This window comes from Anaeromyxobacter dehalogenans 2CP-1 (assembly GCF_000022145.1).
GTDB lineage: Bacteria > Myxococcota > Myxococcia > Myxococcales > Anaeromyxobacteraceae > Anaeromyxobacter > Anaeromyxobacter dehalogenans.
Window position 1 is genome coordinate 4,943,083 of record NC_011891.1, and the last position, 17,282, is coordinate 4,960,364.

15 protein-coding genes are annotated in these 17,282 nt (G+C 69.6%); 8 read left to right on the forward strand and 7 right to left on the reverse strand.

All coding sequences use genetic code 11. The annotated features are described in order from the left end of the window. Window positions 1-36 precede the first annotated feature (36 nt). Window positions 37-1,029 (reverse strand): O-antigen ligase family protein, encoded by a 993-nt coding sequence (locus A2CP1_RS22330; RefSeq protein ID WP_041450577.1) that lies wholly within the window; start codon window positions 1,027-1,029, stop codon window positions 37-39. Window positions 1,030-1,889: 860 nt separating this feature from the next. Between A2CP1_RS22330 and A2CP1_RS23540 the strand changes: the two genes are divergently transcribed. Beyond that, complete coding sequence (locus tag A2CP1_RS23540; RefSeq protein WP_168165131.1) at window positions 1,890-2,345, forward strand: hypothetical protein; 456 nt, start codon at window positions 1,890-1,892, stop codon at window positions 2,343-2,345. On the opposite strand, the gene A2CP1_RS23125 is transcribed toward A2CP1_RS23540, so the two are convergent. The 4 genes from A2CP1_RS23125 to rfbA all read right to left on the reverse strand — a co-directional run bounded on the left by A2CP1_RS23125 (window position 2,335) and on the right by rfbA (window position 6,358). Then, window positions 2,335-3,582 (reverse strand): oligosaccharide flippase family protein, encoded by a 1,248-nt coding sequence (locus A2CP1_RS23125; protein ID WP_081444569.1) that lies wholly within the window; start codon window positions 3,580-3,582, stop codon window positions 2,335-2,337. The genes A2CP1_RS23540 and A2CP1_RS23125 overlap by 11 nt on opposite strands. A gap of 318 nt (window positions 3,583-3,900) precedes the next feature. Next, complete coding sequence (gene rfbB, locus A2CP1_RS22335) at window positions 3,901-4,911, reverse strand: dTDP-glucose 4,6-dehydratase (RefSeq protein WP_015935443.1); 1,011 nt, start codon at window positions 4,909-4,911, stop codon at window positions 3,901-3,903. Further along, window positions 4,908-5,474, reverse strand: coding sequence for a dTDP-4-dehydrorhamnose 3,5-epimerase (gene rfbC, locus A2CP1_RS22340; RefSeq protein WP_015935444.1), 567 nt, complete (start codon window positions 5,472-5,474; stop codon window positions 4,908-4,910). Before rfbC ends, rfbB begins: the two co-directional genes overlap by 4 nt. Next, a complete protein-coding gene (gene rfbA, locus A2CP1_RS22345; protein ID WP_015935445.1) occupies window positions 5,474-6,358 on the reverse strand; it encodes a glucose-1-phosphate thymidylyltransferase RfbA in 885 nt (294 codons plus the stop codon). The genes rfbC and rfbA overlap by 1 nt, the downstream gene beginning before the upstream one ends. Window positions 6,359-6,521: 163 nt before the next feature. Here rfbA and A2CP1_RS22350 point away from each other — a divergent pair, with 163 nt between their 5' ends. The 5 genes from A2CP1_RS22350 (at window position 6,522) to A2CP1_RS23345 (ending at window position 10,169) form a co-directional block, all read left to right on the forward strand. Next, window positions 6,522-7,418 (forward strand): SDR family oxidoreductase, encoded by an 897-nt coding sequence (locus A2CP1_RS22350; RefSeq protein ID WP_015935446.1) that lies wholly within the window; start codon window positions 6,522-6,524, stop codon window positions 7,416-7,418. Between the two features lie 106 nt (window positions 7,419-7,524). Continuing rightward, window positions 7,525-8,475 (forward strand): GDP-L-fucose synthase family protein, encoded by a 951-nt coding sequence (locus tag A2CP1_RS22355; RefSeq protein WP_015935447.1) that lies wholly within the window; start codon window positions 7,525-7,527, stop codon window positions 8,473-8,475. Beyond that, window positions 8,472-9,494, forward strand: a complete 1,023-nt coding sequence (gmd, locus tag A2CP1_RS22360) for a GDP-mannose 4,6-dehydratase (RefSeq protein ID WP_015935448.1) — start codon at window positions 8,472-8,474, stop codon at window positions 9,492-9,494. The genes A2CP1_RS22355 and gmd overlap by 4 nt, the downstream gene beginning before the upstream one ends. A gap of 66 nt (window positions 9,495-9,560) precedes the next feature. Beyond that, window positions 9,561-9,821: a hypothetical protein gene (locus tag A2CP1_RS23340; RefSeq protein ID WP_150106375.1), complete on the forward strand. Its 261-nt coding sequence runs from the start codon at window positions 9,561-9,563 to the stop codon at window positions 9,819-9,821. A gap of 6 nt (window positions 9,822-9,827) precedes the next feature. After that, window positions 9,828-10,169 (forward strand): hypothetical protein, encoded by a 342-nt coding sequence (locus A2CP1_RS23345; RefSeq protein ID WP_150106376.1) that lies wholly within the window; start codon window positions 9,828-9,830, stop codon window positions 10,167-10,169. 470 nt (window positions 10,170-10,639) lie between these two features. Here A2CP1_RS23345 and A2CP1_RS22370 read toward each other — a convergent pair whose 3' ends face one another. Next, window positions 10,640-11,965: a nucleotide sugar dehydrogenase gene (locus tag A2CP1_RS22370; protein ID WP_015935451.1), complete on the reverse strand. Its 1,326-nt coding sequence runs from the start codon at window positions 11,963-11,965 to the stop codon at window positions 10,640-10,642. Window positions 11,966-12,282: 317 nt separating this feature from the next. On the opposite strand from A2CP1_RS22370, the gene A2CP1_RS22375 reads away from it, so the two are divergent. Next, a complete protein-coding gene (locus A2CP1_RS22375) occupies window positions 12,283-13,938 on the forward strand; it encodes an HNH endonuclease (RefSeq protein ID WP_245529917.1) in 1,656 nt (551 codons plus the stop codon). A 132-nt stretch (window positions 13,939-14,070) separates the two neighbouring features. After that, entirely contained in the window at window positions 14,071-15,654 is a 1,584-nt protein-coding gene (locus A2CP1_RS22380; RefSeq protein WP_015935453.1) for a glycosyltransferase, read from the forward strand. On the opposite strand, the gene A2CP1_RS22385 is transcribed toward A2CP1_RS22380, so the two are convergent. After that, window positions 15,638-17,194, reverse strand: a complete 1,557-nt coding sequence (locus A2CP1_RS22385) for a capsule assembly Wzi family protein (protein WP_015935454.1) — start codon at window positions 17,192-17,194, stop codon at window positions 15,638-15,640. The two genes, A2CP1_RS22380 and A2CP1_RS22385, sit on opposite strands and share 17 nt — an antisense overlap. Window positions 17,195-17,282 lie beyond the last annotated feature (88 nt).

Genomic DNA, 17,282 nt, shown 5'->3' on the forward strand with positions numbered 1-17,282 from the left:
GCTTGGGACACTCCTCGTCCGGTCGACTGCTTACTGTCAGACCCCTGTAGGCCGGTTCCGCGTCGCTCGGCACAGCGCGAAGGCTCCGAACAAATAGGTCCACCACACCAGATTCGCAAATGGTGATTTGAAGATCAGCAGATCCGTTATCGCCACGACGCCGGACCCTGCGATTCCGTTCAGCAGCAGCAACGGACCGCCGGCGGCAGCCGCCTGTCGGCGCGCCCTGGAGATGGCTCCAGCCAGAACTATCAAAGTCATTAGGCCGGGCAGCCCAAGTTCGAGCACAAGCAGCAGCGGTGTCGAGTGTGGATGATAGAGGACCAATCCGGCGGGCCTGGACTGCATGTAGTCTTCCCATCCGAAAGCTGACGTGCCATCCGCATCTGGCAAATACCATCTCCAGTAAGCCGCGTATCCCAACCCCGTGAGGTTCGCGTATAGAGGCGCCTCAAGCAGCGCCCTGCCCGCCGTGGCGTACGTGATCGCGCGGCGTTCGTCCTCTAGGCTCGCGATTCTTTCCGTGGATGCTCTCGAGAAGACGATCAGCGCAGCCGAGATGCCGACTGCGGCAAGTACCGCAATGAAGGCGAGCCGCGCTCTGCCTCGAAGGGCAAAAACGCTCAGCAGAACGAATACGCCCACAGCAAGGAGCGCGGACCTAGAGCCCATTGCGAAGATGGCCACGAAGAGCACCGCCGCCGCGACGCCATGTCGGATGCGTTGCCGGCCGCCGACCAACTGTTGAACGGCGTATGCCAGCGCGGGAAGAAGTACGAATCCCCCGATAGATGACCCAAACAACGGCCCGCGTAACCGATGCAGACCAAAGAGCGGATCCACACCGCTGTTTGCCTCGGACCTCAATCCCAACTGCAGAAACGATTCGGCCGCGTAGAGCCCCGCAATGGCTGCCACCAACATGGTCAGATAAGACAGCAGAACGGGAACACCGGTCGCTTCAAGTGCGTTCACAGTATAGAAGGCGCACCACATCACAGCTGCGGCAATCAAGAGCGTGTACGCCATTGCCGGAACGTCAGGCCCTGACGCGTCGCTCCATATGAGCAGCGATGCCGCAGCGTACACAAAGAGCGCAGAGAAGGCGATCGGAGTCCAGTTGCGTCTTGCGCCTTGGCGCCGGCGGCGCAACAGCGCGCTTCCCCACATCACTCCGACCAGAGCGATGAATCCAAGTTCCATTGCGGCCACTGGCGTTCCCAGAACGTCAATCCAGGGCCTGACTCTCGTGGGCGTGACACCCGCGGCAAGCACAACGCCCAAGAGCAGCACACTTTCGGGATAGATCGGTCGGCGCGGCGGAGCAAGTGAGCGCGACGCAGTGGCGCTATTCGTGAGCATCTTGACCGAAGGGTATATGATTTCGGGATGACATGCGGGCAAGCGGGCGGCCTGCCGCTACCAGGCTGGCTTGCCGATGGCTGTGGTTGCGCCTTGGGAGGTCAAGAATGACCGCGTGTTTCCTTTCCGCTCTCCTCGTCGCTTGGTTCGGGACCCCGCCCTCTGATCATTCGACATCGGCTGAGGCGAGCGTACAGTCGTTTGGGGCGCGAGGCGACGGAGTGGCTGACGACTCCGATGCACTCCAAGCCGCGTTCGACTCTGGACCAAGCGTTCTTCCGCGTCCATCTGCGTATTACCGCATCACCCGGACGTTGAGGGTTAGTTCGTCCGTTCGCGGCGTTGGGATGCCCGAACTTCGGATGGTCGGAGCGGATGGTTCGCCTGCGAAAACGCTTCTCGCGGTAATCGGGTACGCGGGACCCATGCCTCTCACGGTAACTGGACTTCATCTAAACGGCGGATGGGACGGCGTGGGAACCGCGGGAGAGTGGAGCCACACCATTTCGATACTTGGCTCCCGGAACGTGGTGATCGAGGGCAACGAGCTCGACAGCCCGTACGGCGACAACGTCTACCTAGGCAAGCTTCCCGTACCACCGCACACTAACAGCGCACGCATCACGATCCGCCGCAATGCAGCGCGGTCTCCGCGTCGATGCAACATCGCCGTTGTCGCCGCACAGGAAGTCGTTATCGAGGACAACTATCTTGAAAAGACCAATGGCTACGTGGCGGCGATCGATCTTGAGCCGAATAACGATCCCCGCGATAGGGTCAGCAGTGTTCTGATCATCAACAACAAGGTGTTCGCCCCCAAATCGCCGTTCGTATACGCGTACACGACCTCCGGCTATCCGTTCAGCATTCGGGGCGTCACTGTAGACGGCAACTCCGGCAAAGCGCGTGCGGCATACGCCGTTGGTAAGCCTCAAACACGGGTCGAACTTCAGGTCGTTCGCAACAACCACATCACCCCTTAGACACCCTGCTTCCGATTAGGCGCGGCGCACCCCAGGCGAACGTCCCTAGCGCTACGGCTTGGCTAATGAATCCGGACGTCACCGCTCCTCTCCAGCCGAAATGAGGGTCGAGAGCGATGTTCAGCCCCAAGCTGAGTGCGAGGGTACCGACCTGGACCGCCGAACGGACCTTCTGGTTGCCGGATCCTGTGAGCGCGTCAGCGAACGGGTACGCAAGACTCTGGACAAGCAATAGCGGAGTCATGCCTCTCAGTGCACCTGCGGTCTCGCCGAAGCCTCCGCCGAGCAATTGCGCAATGGGATCGGCAAACAGCCAGAGTACTGCTCCCGCTACGATGCTGTACGCGACAATGGGCATCGCGAGTTTCAGAGCAACGGCTCTTGCATGGCCGATTCCTCGCTCGCCTGCAGAGAAGAATTTTGGGTAGATCGCGCCTAGCAGCGCGGTGACAGGTACGAACCCTACGTTAACAACTCTTTGAGCCGCGGCGTACACGCCAACGGCTTCGAATGAACTCACGCGCGCGAGCACGGTTTTATCAAGGTCGCCGTAGGCACTTTGTGCCGACAGTGCTACGGCGAAATGAACACCGTCTCTCAGTCGCTCCCGGAGCATCCCCCACTCGCAACGCGGACGCCCCCACCGCACGATCAGCCATGCAAGGCAACAAGCACCTACGATTAGACTTTGCCCGAAGTACAAGACCGCCCACATGGAAACGGTCCCGTTCATGCGATAGAGAATCGCAACACCGGCGAGTTGGACGGCTCCTTGCCCGGCCTCCATCACGGCAATCAATTTCGGACGGCCGCACGCTACGCATACGGCGCGGAATACTGTTGCTAGCCTGGCTCCCACAAAAGCGGCGCCTCCCAGTGCAAGGCCTACGGCCCAGGGCGCACCTGGCAAAATGAGGAGCAGGAGCAGGAGGAGCGCTCCGAATGCAAGCGGGGTAGTCAGGGCCGCGACGAGTAGCGCGTCCCCAACTGCTCGGGACACCGCAGTCCCCCGAGCGATGTCACGGACTACAAGGGAATACGCGCCAAGCTCGACAAAAGGTGCCAGGAGCGTGCACAACGCCAAGATCGCCGCAAACGAGCCAAATCCCGTCGCGCCCAGTACGCGCGCCAGGATCACAAAGACGATGGCTTGCAACCCTATCCGGAGTCCAGACCCCACAAGCATCCACCCGACTCGCCGCATTGTGTCACGCATGGTGCCAGTGGTCAGTCGCATTGTTCCTGAGTACGAGCGCTGGAAGAGCGTTTCGCGATTGTGACGCGGTTCGGCTGGTGTTTCGTGACGCACGCTTCGCTTCCGGTTCCGTTCATGTGACCCGACTCGTCGGGTCTGTGAGCACGACGGATTGACCACCGTGCAAATAGAGCAGGGCGTCTGCTCCGACTAGGGGCGCCTCCACAACTGCGGCAGATCGGTGGCGTGGGTTGTATGTTGCTAATCGCATGGGAGGGCCCGCGCGCTCATCGCCAGCGCGCCGATTCGTCTACACTGGGATCCTGCCGCTGAGCTTAGCCGGGGCGCGCTCGCAGCCGCCTACCCCCGCCCGTACTGCGTCTCGTAATACTTCAGGTACTCCCCCGAGATGATCCGCTCCCACCACGGGCGGTGCTCCCGGTACCAGCGCACCGTCTCGCCGAGCGCGTCCTCGAAGCGATGGCGCGGCGCCCAGCCGAGCTTCGTCCGCGCCTTGGTGGCGTCGATGGCGTAGCGGCGGTCGTGGCCGAGCCGATCCTTCACGTAGGTGATGAGCGTCTCGGGCTTGCCCACGTGGCGCAGCACCTGCTTCACGATGTCGATATTGTGCCGCTCGCTCGAGGCGCCGAAGTTGTAGACCTCGCCGTCGTGGCCGTGCTCGAGCGCGGCGAGCAGGCCGCGGCAGTGGTCCTCGACGTGGATCCAGTCGCGCACGTTCATCCCGTCGCCGTACACGGGCAGCGGGAGGTCCCGGAGCGCGTTCGCGATCATGAGCGGGATGAGCTTCTCGGGGAACTGGTAGGGCCCGTAGTTGTTGGAGCAGCGGGTCACCACCACGGGCAGCTTGAACGTGTGCGCGTAGGCGAGCGCGAGGAGGTCGCTCGACGCCTTCGAGGCCGAGTAGGGCGAGGACGGGTCGAGCGGCGTCGTCTCGGTGAAGTAGCCGGTGGGGCCGAGCGAGCCGTACACCTCGTCGGTGGAGACGTGCAGGAAGCGCTTCACGCCGTGCTGGCGCGCGGCCTCGAGCAGCACCTGGGTGCCGCGCACGTTCGTGTCGATGAACACGGCCGGCGCGAGGATCGACCGGTCGACGTGGCTCTCGGCGGCGAGGTGCATCACCACGTCGATGCGCTCGGTCCGGAAGATCTCGGCCACCAGCTCGCCGTTCCCGATGTCGCCGCGGACGAAGCGGTACTGCGAGCTGCCCTCCACGGCGGCGAGGTTCTCGGCGTTGCCGGCGTAGGTGAGCTTGTCGAGGTTGACGACCCGCCAGCCGGGCCGCTCGGCGAGGAGCAGCCGGACCAGGTTCGAGCCGATGAAGCCGCAGCCGCCGGTGAGGAGGACGTTCATCGCGGGTGCTCCGGGCCCTCGAACACGGCCGCCTCCCGGAACGGCCGCCCGGCGGCATCCTTGGCCGACACGAGCGGGCGCACGCCGCCGGTGGGCCAGTCGATGCCGAGGGCCGGGTCGTCCCAGCGGATGCAGTGCTCGTGCTCGGGGTGCCAGTAGTCGGTGATCTTGTAGACGAACTCGGCCTCGTCGGAGCGCACGAGGAAGCCGTGCGCGAAGCCCTCGGGGATCCAGAGCTGGCGCTTGTTCTCTGCGGAGAGGATCTCGCCGGCCCAGCGCCCGAAGGTGGGCGAGCCGCGGCGGAGGTCCACCGCCACGTCGAACACCTCGCCGCGCGTGACGCGCACGAGCTTCCCCTGCGGGTTGGGGAGCTGGTAGTGCAGGCCGCGCAGCACGCCGCGCGCGGAGAGGCTGTGGTTGTCCTGCACGAACTCGACGTGCCGGCCGACGGCGGCGTCGAACGCCTTCTGGTTGAAGCTCTCGAAGAAGTACCCGCGCGCGTCGCCGAAGACGCGCGGCTCCACGACCAGCAGGCCGGGCAGTGCGGTGGCGCGGGCCTCCATCAGAACACCCGGGTCCCGAGCAGGCTCCGCACGTATTGACCGTACGTGGACTTGCCGAGGGCCGCCGCGCGCGCCTCGAGCTGGGCGTCGTCGATCCAGCCCTGCCGCCAGGCGACCTCCTCCGGGCAGGCGATCTTGAGCCCCTGCCGCTTCTCGATGGTGGCGATGAACTGCCCGGCGTCGAGGAGCGAGTCGTGCGTGCCGGTGTCGAGCCACGCGTAGCCGCGGCCCATGATCTCGACCGAGAGCTGGCCGCGCTCGAGGTACAGGCGGTTGAGGTCGGTGATCTCGAGCTCGCCGCGGGCGGAGGGCCGGATGCTGGAGGCCAGCTCGACCACGTTGTGGTCGTAGAAGTACAGGCCGGTGACGGCGTAGCGCGACTTCGGCTTCGCGGGCTTCTCCTCGATGCTCACCGCGCGGCGCTCGGCGTCGAACTCCACCACGCCGTAGCGCTCGGGGTCGGTCACGGCGTACGCGAACACGGTGGCGCCGTCGGCGCGCGCGTCGGCGGCGCGCAGGATGTTCTGCAGGTCGTGCCCGTAGAAGATGTTGTCGCCGAGCACCAGCGCCGACGGCCCGCCGCGCACGAAGTCGGCGCCGAGGACGAACGCCTGCGCCAGGCCCTCGGGCCTGGGCTGCACCTTGTACTCGAGCCGGAGCCCCCACTGGCTGCCGTCGCCGAGCAGCTCCTGGAACCGCGGGGTGTCCTGGGGCGTCGAGATGACGAGGATGTCCTGGATCCCGGCCAGCATGAGCGCGCTGAGCGGGTAGTACACCATCGGCTTGTCGTAGACCGGCAGGAGCTGCTTCGAGATCGCGAGCGTGGCCGGGTAGAGCCGCGTACCGGCTCCGCCCGCGAGGATGATTCCCTTGCGACTGGTCATGCGGCGGTCTTCCCCCGAGTGCGACCGGACGCCGCCTGGAGGCGCCACGGACGGCCAACCCTACCACCAGGGGGAGCGCCTTTCATGCCCGGGAGGCATGGTGCCCGCGCCGGGTCGGACGGCGCTCGTTTGCCGCAGCGCGGTTCGGCGGTAGGCTCGCCGCGTGCGGATCGCGATCACCGGGGCAAACGGACTGCTGGGCGGCGCCGCGGTCGGGCTGGCGGCGGCGGCGGGACACGACGTGCTGGGGATCGGGCGCGGTCCGTGCCGGCTGCCCCCGGGCGGCCTCGGCTGGGCGGACGCGGATCTCGCCGATGGGCGCTCGGTCGAGAGCGCGCTGCTGGCGTTCCGGGCCGAGGCGGTGCTCCACGCGGGCGCCATGACCGACGTGGACGGCTGCGAGCGCGAGCCGGAGGCGGCCTGGCGCGCGAACGTGGGCGGCACCGAGCAGGTGGCGCGCGCCTGCCGGGCGCTCGGGGCGCGGCTGGTGGCGGTCTCGACCGACTACGTGTTCGACGGCACGCGGGGTGGCTACGGCGAGGACGACCTGCCGAACCCGCGCGGCGCCTACGCGCGCACCAAGCGCTGCGGCGAGGAGGCGGCGCTGGTGATCGCGCCGGACGCGGCGGTGGCGCGGGTGGCGGTGGTGTACAGCGGCCGCCGGGGCGCGAAGCCGACGTTCGCCACGCAGGTGGTGGAGAAGCTCTCGCGCGGCGAGGCGGTGAAGGCGTTCTCCGACCAGGTGGTCTCGCCGACGCTCGCCGAGAGCGCGGCGGAGATGACGCTCGAGCTGCTCCTCGAGCACGGCTACCGCGGCGTGCTCCACACCGCCGGCGCGACCGCGCTCGACCGGGTGGACTTCGCCCGCCGCGTGGCGGCGCGCTTCGGCCTCTCGGGCGAGATCGTCCCGGTGAAGACGGCCGACGTGAAGCTGCTCGCGCCGCGACCGCTCCGGAGCGGCCTCGACGTCTCGCGGGCGGCGGCGCTGCTGCGGTCGCGGCCGCTCCCCATCGACGTCGCGCTGGACCGCTTCCACGCGCAGTGGGCGGCGCGGGGGTAGCAGGCAGCCGGCCCGGCCGCAGGTCCCCGGCGCCGGCTGGCGGCGAAGCGCGGGCGGCGGGTGCCGCAATTGACGCGAGCCGCCCCGCCCCCTACGCTCCGCCCCCATGAAATTCGACTGGTCCTCCGAGCGCGTGGTCGTCACCGGCGGCGCGGGGTTCCTCGGCGGCTTCGTCCAGGAAGCGCTGCGGCGGCGCGGCGCGAAGGACGTCTTCGTGCCCCGCTCGAAGGACTACGACCTCGTCCAGATGGAGGGGGTCCGCGCGCTCTACCGCGACGCCCGGCCGACGATGGTCCTGCACCTCGCCGCGCGGGTGGGCGGCATCGGGGCGAACCGCGACAACCCGGGCAAGTTCTTCTACGACAACCTCATGATGGGCGTTCAGCTCATCGAGGTGGGCCGCCAGGTCGGCCTCAAGAAGCTCGTCGCGCTCGGCACCATCTGCGCGTACCCGAAGTTCTGCCCGGTGCCGTTCAAGGAAGAAGACCTCTGGAACGGCTATCCGGAGGAGACGAACGCGCCCTACGGCCTCGCCAAGAAGATGCTGCTCGTGCAGAGCGAGGCGTACCGGCAGCAGTACGGGTTCCACTCGGTGGTCCTGTTCCCGGTGAACCTGTACGGCCCGCACGACAACTTCGACCTGCGCACCTCGCACGTCATCCCGGCGCTCGTCCGGAAGTGCGTCGAGGCGCGCGAGCGCGGCGACAAGCAGATCGTCGTGTGGGGCGACGGCTCGGCCTCGCGCGAGTTCCTGCACGCGCGCGACGCGGCCGAGGGCATCCTCGACGCGGCCGAGCGCTACGACAGGTCCGAGGCGGTGAACCTGGGCGCGGGGTTCGAGATCAAGATCCGCGACCTCGTGCCGCTCGTGGCCCGGCTGTGCCGCTTCGAGGGCGAGCTCGTCTGGGACACCACCAAGCCGAACGGCCAGCCGCGGCGCATGCTCGACACGTCGAAGGCCCTGCGCGAGTTCGGCTGGAAGGCGCGCATCGGGTTCGAGGACGGGCTGCGCGAGACGGTGGAGTGGTTCGAGGCCAACCGAGGGAGCATCCCGTGAAGAAGGCGTTCATCACCGGCATCACCGGCCAGGACGGCAGCTACCTCGCGGAGCTGCTGCTCGAGAAGGGCTACGAGGTCCACGGCATGGTCCGCCGCTCCTCGTCCTTCAACACGCAGCGGATCGACCACATCTACCAGGACCCGCACACCCCGGGCTGCCGGCTGTTCCTGCACTACGGCGACCTCAACGACAGCTCGTCGCTCAACCTCTTGCTGAAGAAGCTCCGCCCGGACGAGATCTACAACCTGGGCGCGCAGAGCCACGTGCGCGTGTCGTTCGACGTGCCGGAGTACACCGGCGAGGTCACGGGCCTGGGCGCGACGCGCCTGCTCGAGGCGGTGCGCGAGCTGAACCTCGCCGACACCCGCATCTACCAGGCGTCCTCCTCCGAGATGTTCGGCGCCTCGCCGCCGCCGCAGAACGAGGCGACGCCGTTCTACCCGCGCAGCCCCTACGGCTGCGCCAAGGTCTACGCCTACTGGATCGGCGTGAACTACCGCGAGGCGTACGGGCTCCACGTCTCGAACGGCATCCTCTTCAACCACGAGTCGCCGCGTCGCGGCGAGACCTTCGTCACGCGCAAGGTCACCCGCGCCGCCTCGCGCATCAAGGTGGGCCTCCAGCAGAAGCTCTACCTCGGCAACCTCGACGCGAAGCGCGACTGGGGCTACGCGAAGGACTACGTCGAGGCGATGTGGCTGATGCTCCAGCAGCCGAGGGGCGACGACTACGTGGTCGCCACCGGCGAGGCGCACTCGGTCCGCGAGCTGTGCGAGGCGGCCTTCGGGCACGTGGGGCTCGACTACCGCCAGCACGTCGAGATCGACCCGCGGTACTACCGCCCGACCGAGGTGGACCACCTCCTCGGCGACGCCTCCAAGGCGACGCGCCAGCTCGGCTGGAAGCCGCGGACGAGCTTCGCCGAGCTGATCCGGCTGATGATGGAGTCGGACGTGGCGCTGGCCGAGCGCGAGCTGCGCGCCGGCGCGGGGCCGGCGGTGTCGCGGCACGGGTAGCGCGGAGCTGGACGAGCGGAGGCGGTCGAACCCGGCGCCTTGCGCTGCGGATCAGGGCAGCGCGTCATGATGACGGGCGCGACGGCGCTCGAGGTACCGTCTCATCTGTGGGTAACGAACCGTCCGGAACTGCGCCGGAAGGCGATCATCGACGACGATCGCCGTGAAGGCGTCGAGCTGGAAGCGCGCGAAGGCGGCTCGCGCGACCTGGCCCTTCGCAAAGCGGAAGACGCGCTCGTTCAGCTTCCGGACGGCATCGATGTGGCCGGCGCTCAGCAGGTCGAGGAGGAAGCCTCGGGCGCATCGTACGGACATGCGCGCCTGTAGCAGACCGTGTTCGCCTTGGTACTTCTCGTACTCGACGGTGTTGCTGAGGCGGCTCTCCATGCAGACGACCGGGTGTATGACCCTGAACTGCAGACCCTGACGTCGGAGTTCGGGATCGAGCGCGGAGACGCGGAGGGCCGTCCGCTGGAGATCCGCCGTATCGACGCCGCAGATCTTCTCGAGGAAGTCGATGAGGCGCTCGTGACCGCGATGGTCGGTGAAGCGAATGACCGCGTAGTTCGCGGCTGGGTGATCGACCTCGGCAACCATGAGCTGTCCGCCCAGCTTCTCGGCGAGAGTCTGCGGTTCGGGCGGTCGCCCGACGAAATCGATGTCAGGCGCTCGTGAGGGGGATGTTCGCGCGGAGAACGTCGTCGCGATCGCCGTAGTACTCGGCCCAGAAATTGAGGGCCTGCCCACCCACCAGAACGGTTTCCTGAGAGACCCCCGCTCGGAGGAGCAGGGGCTCGACATCTTCTCTGTAGGCGAGGGGCGGGGCGCTACCAGAGCCGCTTCGCGCTATCGAAGTCGACGCTCCACTGCCGTCCGTGGAAGAGGCTATTGTCGCGCGAGAGGTCCTCGCGAGACTTGCGCCCCGAGGCGAGGTCCCGCGCGTCCGCTGCCCGCGACGCCTGCTTTTCACGATCGATCTCCCGCATCAGCGGGGACTCGGGCGGCGAAATCGATGGTTTACTCGCGGGCTTCATGACGGTTTCCCGTCTGGAAACTAGCGCAGGCGGAACGTCGCTTCAAGCAACCGGCGTCGGGCCCGCGGGTATCGTGTATGGCCTTTTCTCTCCGGTGTCCCCCACCGGCGCCTACGCCTTCACCACCCGCGGCCCGCCGCTCCCCTGCACGAGCGCGGGGATCATGTTGCGCGTGTCCACCACCAGGCGCACGCCGCGGAAGAGCTTCGGATCCTTGAACAGCTCGTGCGCGGTCGCGACCACCACCGCGTCGTAGGACGCGAACGTGGCGGCGTCGAGCGGCACGGAGGCGAGGCCGAGGTCGTGCTTGCGGGTCCGGTGCGTCTTCGGGAAGTACGGGTCGCAGTAGTCCACCACCGCGCCGCCCTCGCGGAGCAGCTCGATGATCTCGTACGAGGGCGACTCGCGGTCGTCGTCGATGTTGGCCTTGTAGGCGAGCCCGAGCACCAGCACCCGCGAGCCCTTCACCGACTTGTGGTCGCCGTTCAGCGCATCGGCGACCTTCTGCACCACGTAGCGCGGCATCCGGGTGTTGATCTCGCCCGCGAGCTCGATGAAGCGCGCCCACTCACCGTGCTCGGCGGCCTTCCACGAAAGGTAGAACGGGTCGAGCGGGATGCAGTGCCCGCCGAGCCCGGGGCCCGGGTAGAACGGCATGAAGCCGAACGGCTTCGTGGACGCGGCGCGGATCACCTCCCACACGTCGATGTCCATCCGGTCGAAGATCACCTTCAGCTCGTTCACGAGCGCGATGTTCACCGACCGGAACACGTTCTCGAGCAGCTTGCACGACTCGGCCACCCGCGCGCTCGACACCGGCACCACGTTCTCGAGCGCGGCGCCGTACAGCGCGGCGGCGGCGCGGGTGGACGCCTCGTCCACGCCGCCGACGACCTTCGGGATGGTCTTGGTGCTGAAGTCCTTGCGGCCGGGGTCCTCGCGCTCGGGGGAGAACGCGAGCAGGAAGTCGTCGCCGAAGCGGAGCCCGCTCTTCTCCAGCAGGGGCTTCACCTCCTCGTCGGTGGTCCCCGGGTACGTCGTCGACTCGAGCACCACGAGCTGCCCGGGGCGGAGCTGCTTCGCGATCTTCTCGGCGGTCGAGTGGATGTACGAGTTGTCGGGCTCGCGGTGCGGCCCGAGCGGCGTGGGGACGCAGATGAGGATGGCGTCGCACTCGCGCAGCCGCTCGAAGTCGGTGGTGGCGGTGTACTGCCCGCTCTCCACCGCCGCCTTCACGCGGTCGGGCCCGATGTGCTTGATGTACGACTCGCCCCGCGAGATGGCGGCGATCTTGGCGGGATCGACGTCCAGGCCGAGCACCGGGAAGCCGGCCTCCCGGAACACCAGCGCCAGCGGAAGACCGACGTAGCCCTGGCCGATGACGCCCACGCGCGCGGTGCGCGCGGCGATCCGCGCGTCGAGTTCCTTGATCGGCACGATTTCCCCCTGCGACCGGCCCGGCGGGCCGTGCTGCGTGTCTGCCGGGCGCCCGCCTGCCGGGGCGCCACGGACGGCCGAACCTACCACCGCGGGCGGGGGGTTTCATGCCGGGGGGCCATGGTGCCCCGCGGAGGGGCCGCGGCGTCCGTTTGCCGCAGCGGCGGGCAGGGGCGTCAGCGCCGCTTGCGCGGGGGGCGTGCCAAACGGGCGTCGCCCCGCGCCTGCGCCTCCGCCCCCTGCGGCGAGCCGCCCCCGGCTGCGGCGCTGGGCGAGACATACGCTCAGTGTCAGACACTCACGGTATGGATGCGTGCGTGGACGCCGCCGCTCGCCAGCCCCCGGGCCCTCCGCCACCCGGCCTCGACCTCCAGGCCCTGTCGGCCCAGGCGTGGGCGCTCGAGCTGCCGACCCCGCGCGAGCGCCGCTCGGTGCTGCGCCACGACGCGGCGGAGCTCATCGATGGCCTGTTGGTTCGCGTCGCCCGCGGCCAGGGCGCGCTCGACGTGGCGATCGGCGACGGCCTGGCGGCGCTCTCCCGCGGCCCGGGTCCGCTCGCGCTTGGGTTCTCGAGCGTGGGCGACTACGCGCGCGAGCGGCTCGGCATCGCCCCGAGCACGGCGCAGAAGCTGGCGGGCCTGTCCCGTGGGCTGCGCGACCGGCCGCTCCTGCGCGAGGCGGTGTGGCGCGGCGAGGTGAGCCCGCGCAAGGCCCAGACCATCCTGAAGGTCGCCCGGGGCGCCGACGAGGCGGCCTGGGTGGCCCGGGCGCGCACGGAGACGGTCCGTGCGCTGGCGGCGGCGGCCCGCGGCGCCGGGGCGGGCGGGCCGGAGGAGCCGGAGCGGCTCCTGCGCATCGACCTGCCGCTGACCCCGCGCGGCCGCCCCTGGTTCGACCAGGCGCTCGCGCTGGCGGGCCGGATGCTCGGCGCCAGCGCGCCGCGCTGGGCCCGCGTCGAGATCATGTGCCAGGAGTTCCTCTCGTCGCACCCGGAGCCGCTCGGACCGGACGGCCGGGTGCAGGGCGCGGACGAGGCGGAGGAGGACTGGCCGGGCGGCGCCCGCAGCGAGTGGCTCGCGGCGGCCATGGAGGCGCTCGAGGCGGAGACGGCGCGCTGGTCCTACCTCGAGGTGCTCGACCCGGTCGCGGCGCCGCCCTCGCCGGACGAGGACGGGGCCGATCCGAACGTCCTCGACGCGCGCCTCCGCGCGCTGGCCGGGCAGCGCGACCGCTGGGACGCGCTGCTCGGCCACCTGGGCCTGCTCATGATGAGCCTGCGCCTCTGGCGCGAGGCGGGCTTCGCCTCCTTCTCCCACTACTGCGCCGAGCGCCTGGGCATGTCGGCCCGCGCGGTGGAGCAGCGCGCGGCGCTGGAGCGGCGGCTGTACGAGCTGCCGGCGCTCCGCGAGGCGATGGCGGCGGGGCGCATCTCCTACGAGAAGGCCCGGGTCATCGCCGCGGCGGCGGACGCCGACACGGTCCACGACTGGATCGCGCGCGCCGGGTCCACCCCCTGCGTCGCGCTCCGCCGCGAGGCGGACGCGCGGGAGGACGCGCGCGCGCAGATGTGCGCGCGCGGCGACCTGCCGGTGCGCATGCCTCGCCGGGTGCTCTCGCTCCTCGAGGCGGTCATCCGCGCCGCCCGGGACGCGGCGGGGACCCGGCTGGACGACGAGATCTGCCTCGAATGGATGGCGCTGCACTTCCTCCAGACGTGGCTCGACGCCGTCCCGCCGCCGCGGACGCGTCACCAGCGCGTGCTCGAGCGCGACGGCGGGCTCTGCACGATGCCGGGCTGCTCCCGGAGCGCGGTCCATGCGCACCACCTCCAGCTCCGCTCCCGGGGCGGCTCCGACGATCCCTCCAACCTCACCTCGCTCTGCCTGGCCCACCACCTCGGCGGCGTGCACGGTGGGTTCATCGAGCTGTCGGGGACGGCACCGCAGGGGCTGCGCGTGCGGCTCACGAGCTGACCGCGCGCGCCGTGCCGCCCCTGGGCGGCGCCCCTCGCCGGCCCGCCCTCGGTGGTACGACCCGGCGACGGCTCGCCTGCTCCCCGCCCGCGAGTACCCCGGGTCGCCCGCGTCTGCTAGAACCGCACCGCGATGACCTCCCTCTCCGTCCTCGTCCCCGTCTACAACGAGCAGCACCTCGTCTCGACCTCGCTCGCCCGGCTCGAGATCCTGGAAGGCTCGCCGCACCTCGAGCGCGTCCAGGTGGTGGTGGTGGACGACTGCTCGCGCGACGCCACCGGCGAGGTCCTGCGCGCCTTCGCCGCTGCGCGCGGCGTGCAGTGGCTGGAGAACGGCCCCATCGAGAACGGCGTGGAGCTGTGCGGGCACGGCCGGCAGGGCAAGTTCCACTGGGTGTTCCTCCGCCACGTCATGAACGGCGGGAAGGGCCGCGCCATCCGCACCGCGCTCGCCGAGGCGGATTGCGAGCTGTCGGTGATCCACGACGCGGACCTCGAGTACCACCCGCGCGACCTCGTCCGGATCGTGAAGGTGTTCGTGGAGGAGGAGGCGGACGCGGTGTTCGGCTCGCGCTTCGCCGGCGGCGAGGCGCGACGCGCGCTGCTGTTCCGCCACGAGCTGGGCAACCGGCTGCTCACGTTCCTCACCAACTGGGTGACCAACGTGAACCTGACCGACATGGAGACCTGCTACAAGGCGGTCCGCACCGACCTCCTGAAGTCGATCCCCATCGTCTCGAACGACTTCCGGCTCGAGCCCGAGCTGACCATCAAGCTCGCGAAGCGCGAGGCGCGCATCTTCGAGATCCCCATCAGCTACTCGGGGCGCACCTACCAGGAGGGCAAGAAGATCAACTGGCGGGACGGCGTGAAGGCGCTGTGGGCCATCACCCGCTTCTGGCTCTCCGACCACGTGTACCAGGAGGACGCGTACGGCTCGCAGATCCTGGGGCGGCTCGCCCGCGCGCCGCGCTTCAACGCCTGGATGGCGGACGTGATCCGGCCGTTCTGCGGGCAGCGCGTGCTCGAGATCGGCAGCGGGACCGGCAACCTCACCCGGCGCCTGGTCCCGCGCAACACCTACGTCGCCTCGGACATCAACCCGCTCTACCTCCAGACGCTCCGCGGCCTCACCGTCGATCGCCCCTACCTCGACGTCACGCTCACCGACGTCACCCGGGGCGAGTCGTTCCCGCGGGTGGAGGGCGGCTTCGACACGGTGGTGTGCCTCAACATCATCGAGCACGTGGACGACGATCTCGGCGCGCTCCGGAACGTCCGCGCGGCGCTCGCCGAGACCGGCCGCGCCATCGTGCTCGTGCCTCGCGGCCCGGACCTGTTCGGCACGCTCGACGAGGTGCTGGGGCACAAGCGGCGCTACACCGAGAACGCGCTGGTGGAGCTCGCCACCCAGGCCGGCTTCGAGGTGCAGGAGCTGCTCCACTTCAACCGGGTGGGCACGCCGGCCTGGTGGCTGAACGGGAAGCTCCTGAAGCGCCGCTCCTTCGGCCTGCTGCAGATCAAGGCGCTCAACCTGCTCACGCCGCTGTTCCGGGTGATCGACCGCGCGCTGCCGTTCGCGCCGCTCTCGATCATCGCGGTGCTGCGGCCCACCTCGGCGCGCCCCGCCGCGGCCGGCGCGGGCCCGGACGCCGCCGCCGGGACGGACGGCGAGCCGGGCGGCCCGATCGATCCGGACGTCAGCGCGTCGGCATGATGGGCAGCGCGAGCTGCACGAGCAGGCGCAGGTTGGGCTCGTTGCGGGGCAGGAACGCCCGCGACCAGCGGTAGGACGCGCTCGCGTCCCACGACACCTCGAACGGCCCGGCGAGCAGGAGCTGCCGCGCGCCGGCGGTCACCTCGACGTCGTGCGTGTAGCGATCGTCGCGCAGCGGCTCGATGTTCGCCCAGTAGTACGCGTTGTCGCGGCGCACGCGCTCGAGGTACCCGCCGATCCGGCCGCCCCGCCCGAACACGTCCACGGCCAGCGTCTGGCTGTCCGAGCCGGGGCCGATGGACGCGCCGAGGAGCTGGCCCTCGTTCGTCCAGGAGAGATCGCGCGCGTGCGTGTACCAGGTCGGCATGCCGCGCAGGCTGTCGGTCGGCCGCACCTGCTGCAGCGCGGTGGCCTCGAGCTGGAGGCGCACGGTGCGCCCGCCGGCGGTGAAGAGCTTCTGCAGCCCGAGCAGCCAGGCGGCGGTCTCGTCCGGCTCGCGGACGTACTGGTAGAACGAGCCCTCGTGGTCCTCGCGGCCGAACTCGCCGTAGAGCTCGAGGCGCGACTCGGGGAACACCCAGCGCGCGAACAGCGAGGCGAGCTGGTTGTCGTTCGGGTTGTTGCCGGTGGGATCGTCGTACCAGCCCTTCAGGTCGTTCTTGCGCGGGCTCTGGAACATCGCGAACCAGTCCCGCGTCTGCAGCTCGTCCCACACCTGCACGAAGTGGCGCGAGAGGCCCACCGTCAGGCCCGGCACCCAGCGCGGCGTGTAGTCCACCACCAGGCCGCTCACCATCGGGTGCGTCGGGTGCGTGACGTAGGTCGAGCGCGACAGGCGCCCCCAGTACACCAGCACCTCGGCGGTGCCGATGCCGATGTTCGCCGGGCGCGAGGTCCCCACGAACGCGTGCGGGAAGCCGGGCGCGGCGTTCGTCATGGTGAGCGAGTTGCGGAGGCCGGGCCCGAGCCAGAGGTTCTCGGTGGAGATCCCCACCGCCACGTTCCACGCGTCCGCGCGAAGGTAGCTCTGACCCAGGCTCCAGTCGGAGAACGGCCCCGCCCCGAAGCGCTGCGGGTAGTCGATGCCGTCGCCGTAGAACGGGTTCCGGTAGGCGAGGTCTCCGGCCTGGCCGTTCTGACGCATGGTGAACCAGCGGTTCTGCGACCAGGACACCGCCGGCGCGAGCGCCCCGGAGAACGGGCCCCAGCGGAACGCCGCGCCGCCGGAGAGCATCGAGGAGGTCCCGCGGCCGGCCCAGAGCAGGCCGTCGTTGCCGGTGCCCCCGGCGGCGGTGCCGCCGCCGGACGGATAGTGCGAGCTCCAGGCGGCGTCGAGCCGGAGCGGCACGAGGCGGATGCCGTCCGCCCCGGCGCCGGCCTCGAGCGCAGCGGTGTCCCAGGGGAGCGCGCCCTCCGCGCAGCGCGCCTCCACCCGCGCGCCGCCGCGGCGGATGGCGCGCGGCGAGAGCGGGACCGCGCCGGACAGCTCGCCCAGCCGGAGCAGCTCGTCGGCGGGCGTGCCGATCCCGTCCACCGCCATCAGGACCGGGGTGCAGGCGGTGCCGTCCGCTCGTGGTGAGCCCGTCGAACCACGAGCGGGATGCGCGGTCAGGAGGGCGACGGCAAGG

Coding starts and splice junctions, on each gene's coding strand:
- A2CP1_RS22330 (WP_041450577.1), bottom strand. CDS start 1,029: ATGGCGTACACGCTCTTGATTGCCGCAGCTGTGATGTGGTGCGCCTTC.
- A2CP1_RS23125 (WP_081444569.1), bottom strand. CDS start 3,582: ATGCGACTGACCACTGGCACCATGCGTGACACAATGCGGCGAGTCGGG.
- rfbB (WP_015935443.1), bottom strand. CDS start 4,911: ATGAACGTCCTCCTCACCGGCGGCTGCGGCTTCATCGGCTCGAACCTG.
- rfbC (WP_015935444.1), bottom strand. CDS start 5,474: ATGGAGGCCCGCGCCACCGCACTGCCCGGCCTGCTGGTCGTGGAGCCG.
- rfbA (WP_015935445.1), bottom strand. CDS start 6,358: ATGACCAGTCGCAAGGGAATCATCCTCGCGGGCGGAGCCGGTACGCGG.
- A2CP1_RS22355 (WP_015935447.1), top strand. CDS start 7,525: ATGAAATTCGACTGGTCCTCCGAGCGCGTGGTCGTCACCGGCGGCGCG.
- A2CP1_RS23340 (WP_150106375.1), top strand. CDS start 9,561: ATGATGACGGGCGCGACGGCGCTCGAGGTACCGTCTCATCTGTGGGTA.
- A2CP1_RS22380 (WP_015935453.1), top strand. CDS start 14,071: ATGACCTCCCTCTCCGTCCTCGTCCCCGTCTACAACGAGCAGCACCTC.
- A2CP1_RS22385 (WP_015935454.1), bottom strand. CDS start 17,194: ATGGCGGTGGACGGGATCGGCACGCCCGCCGACGAGCTGCTCCGGCTG.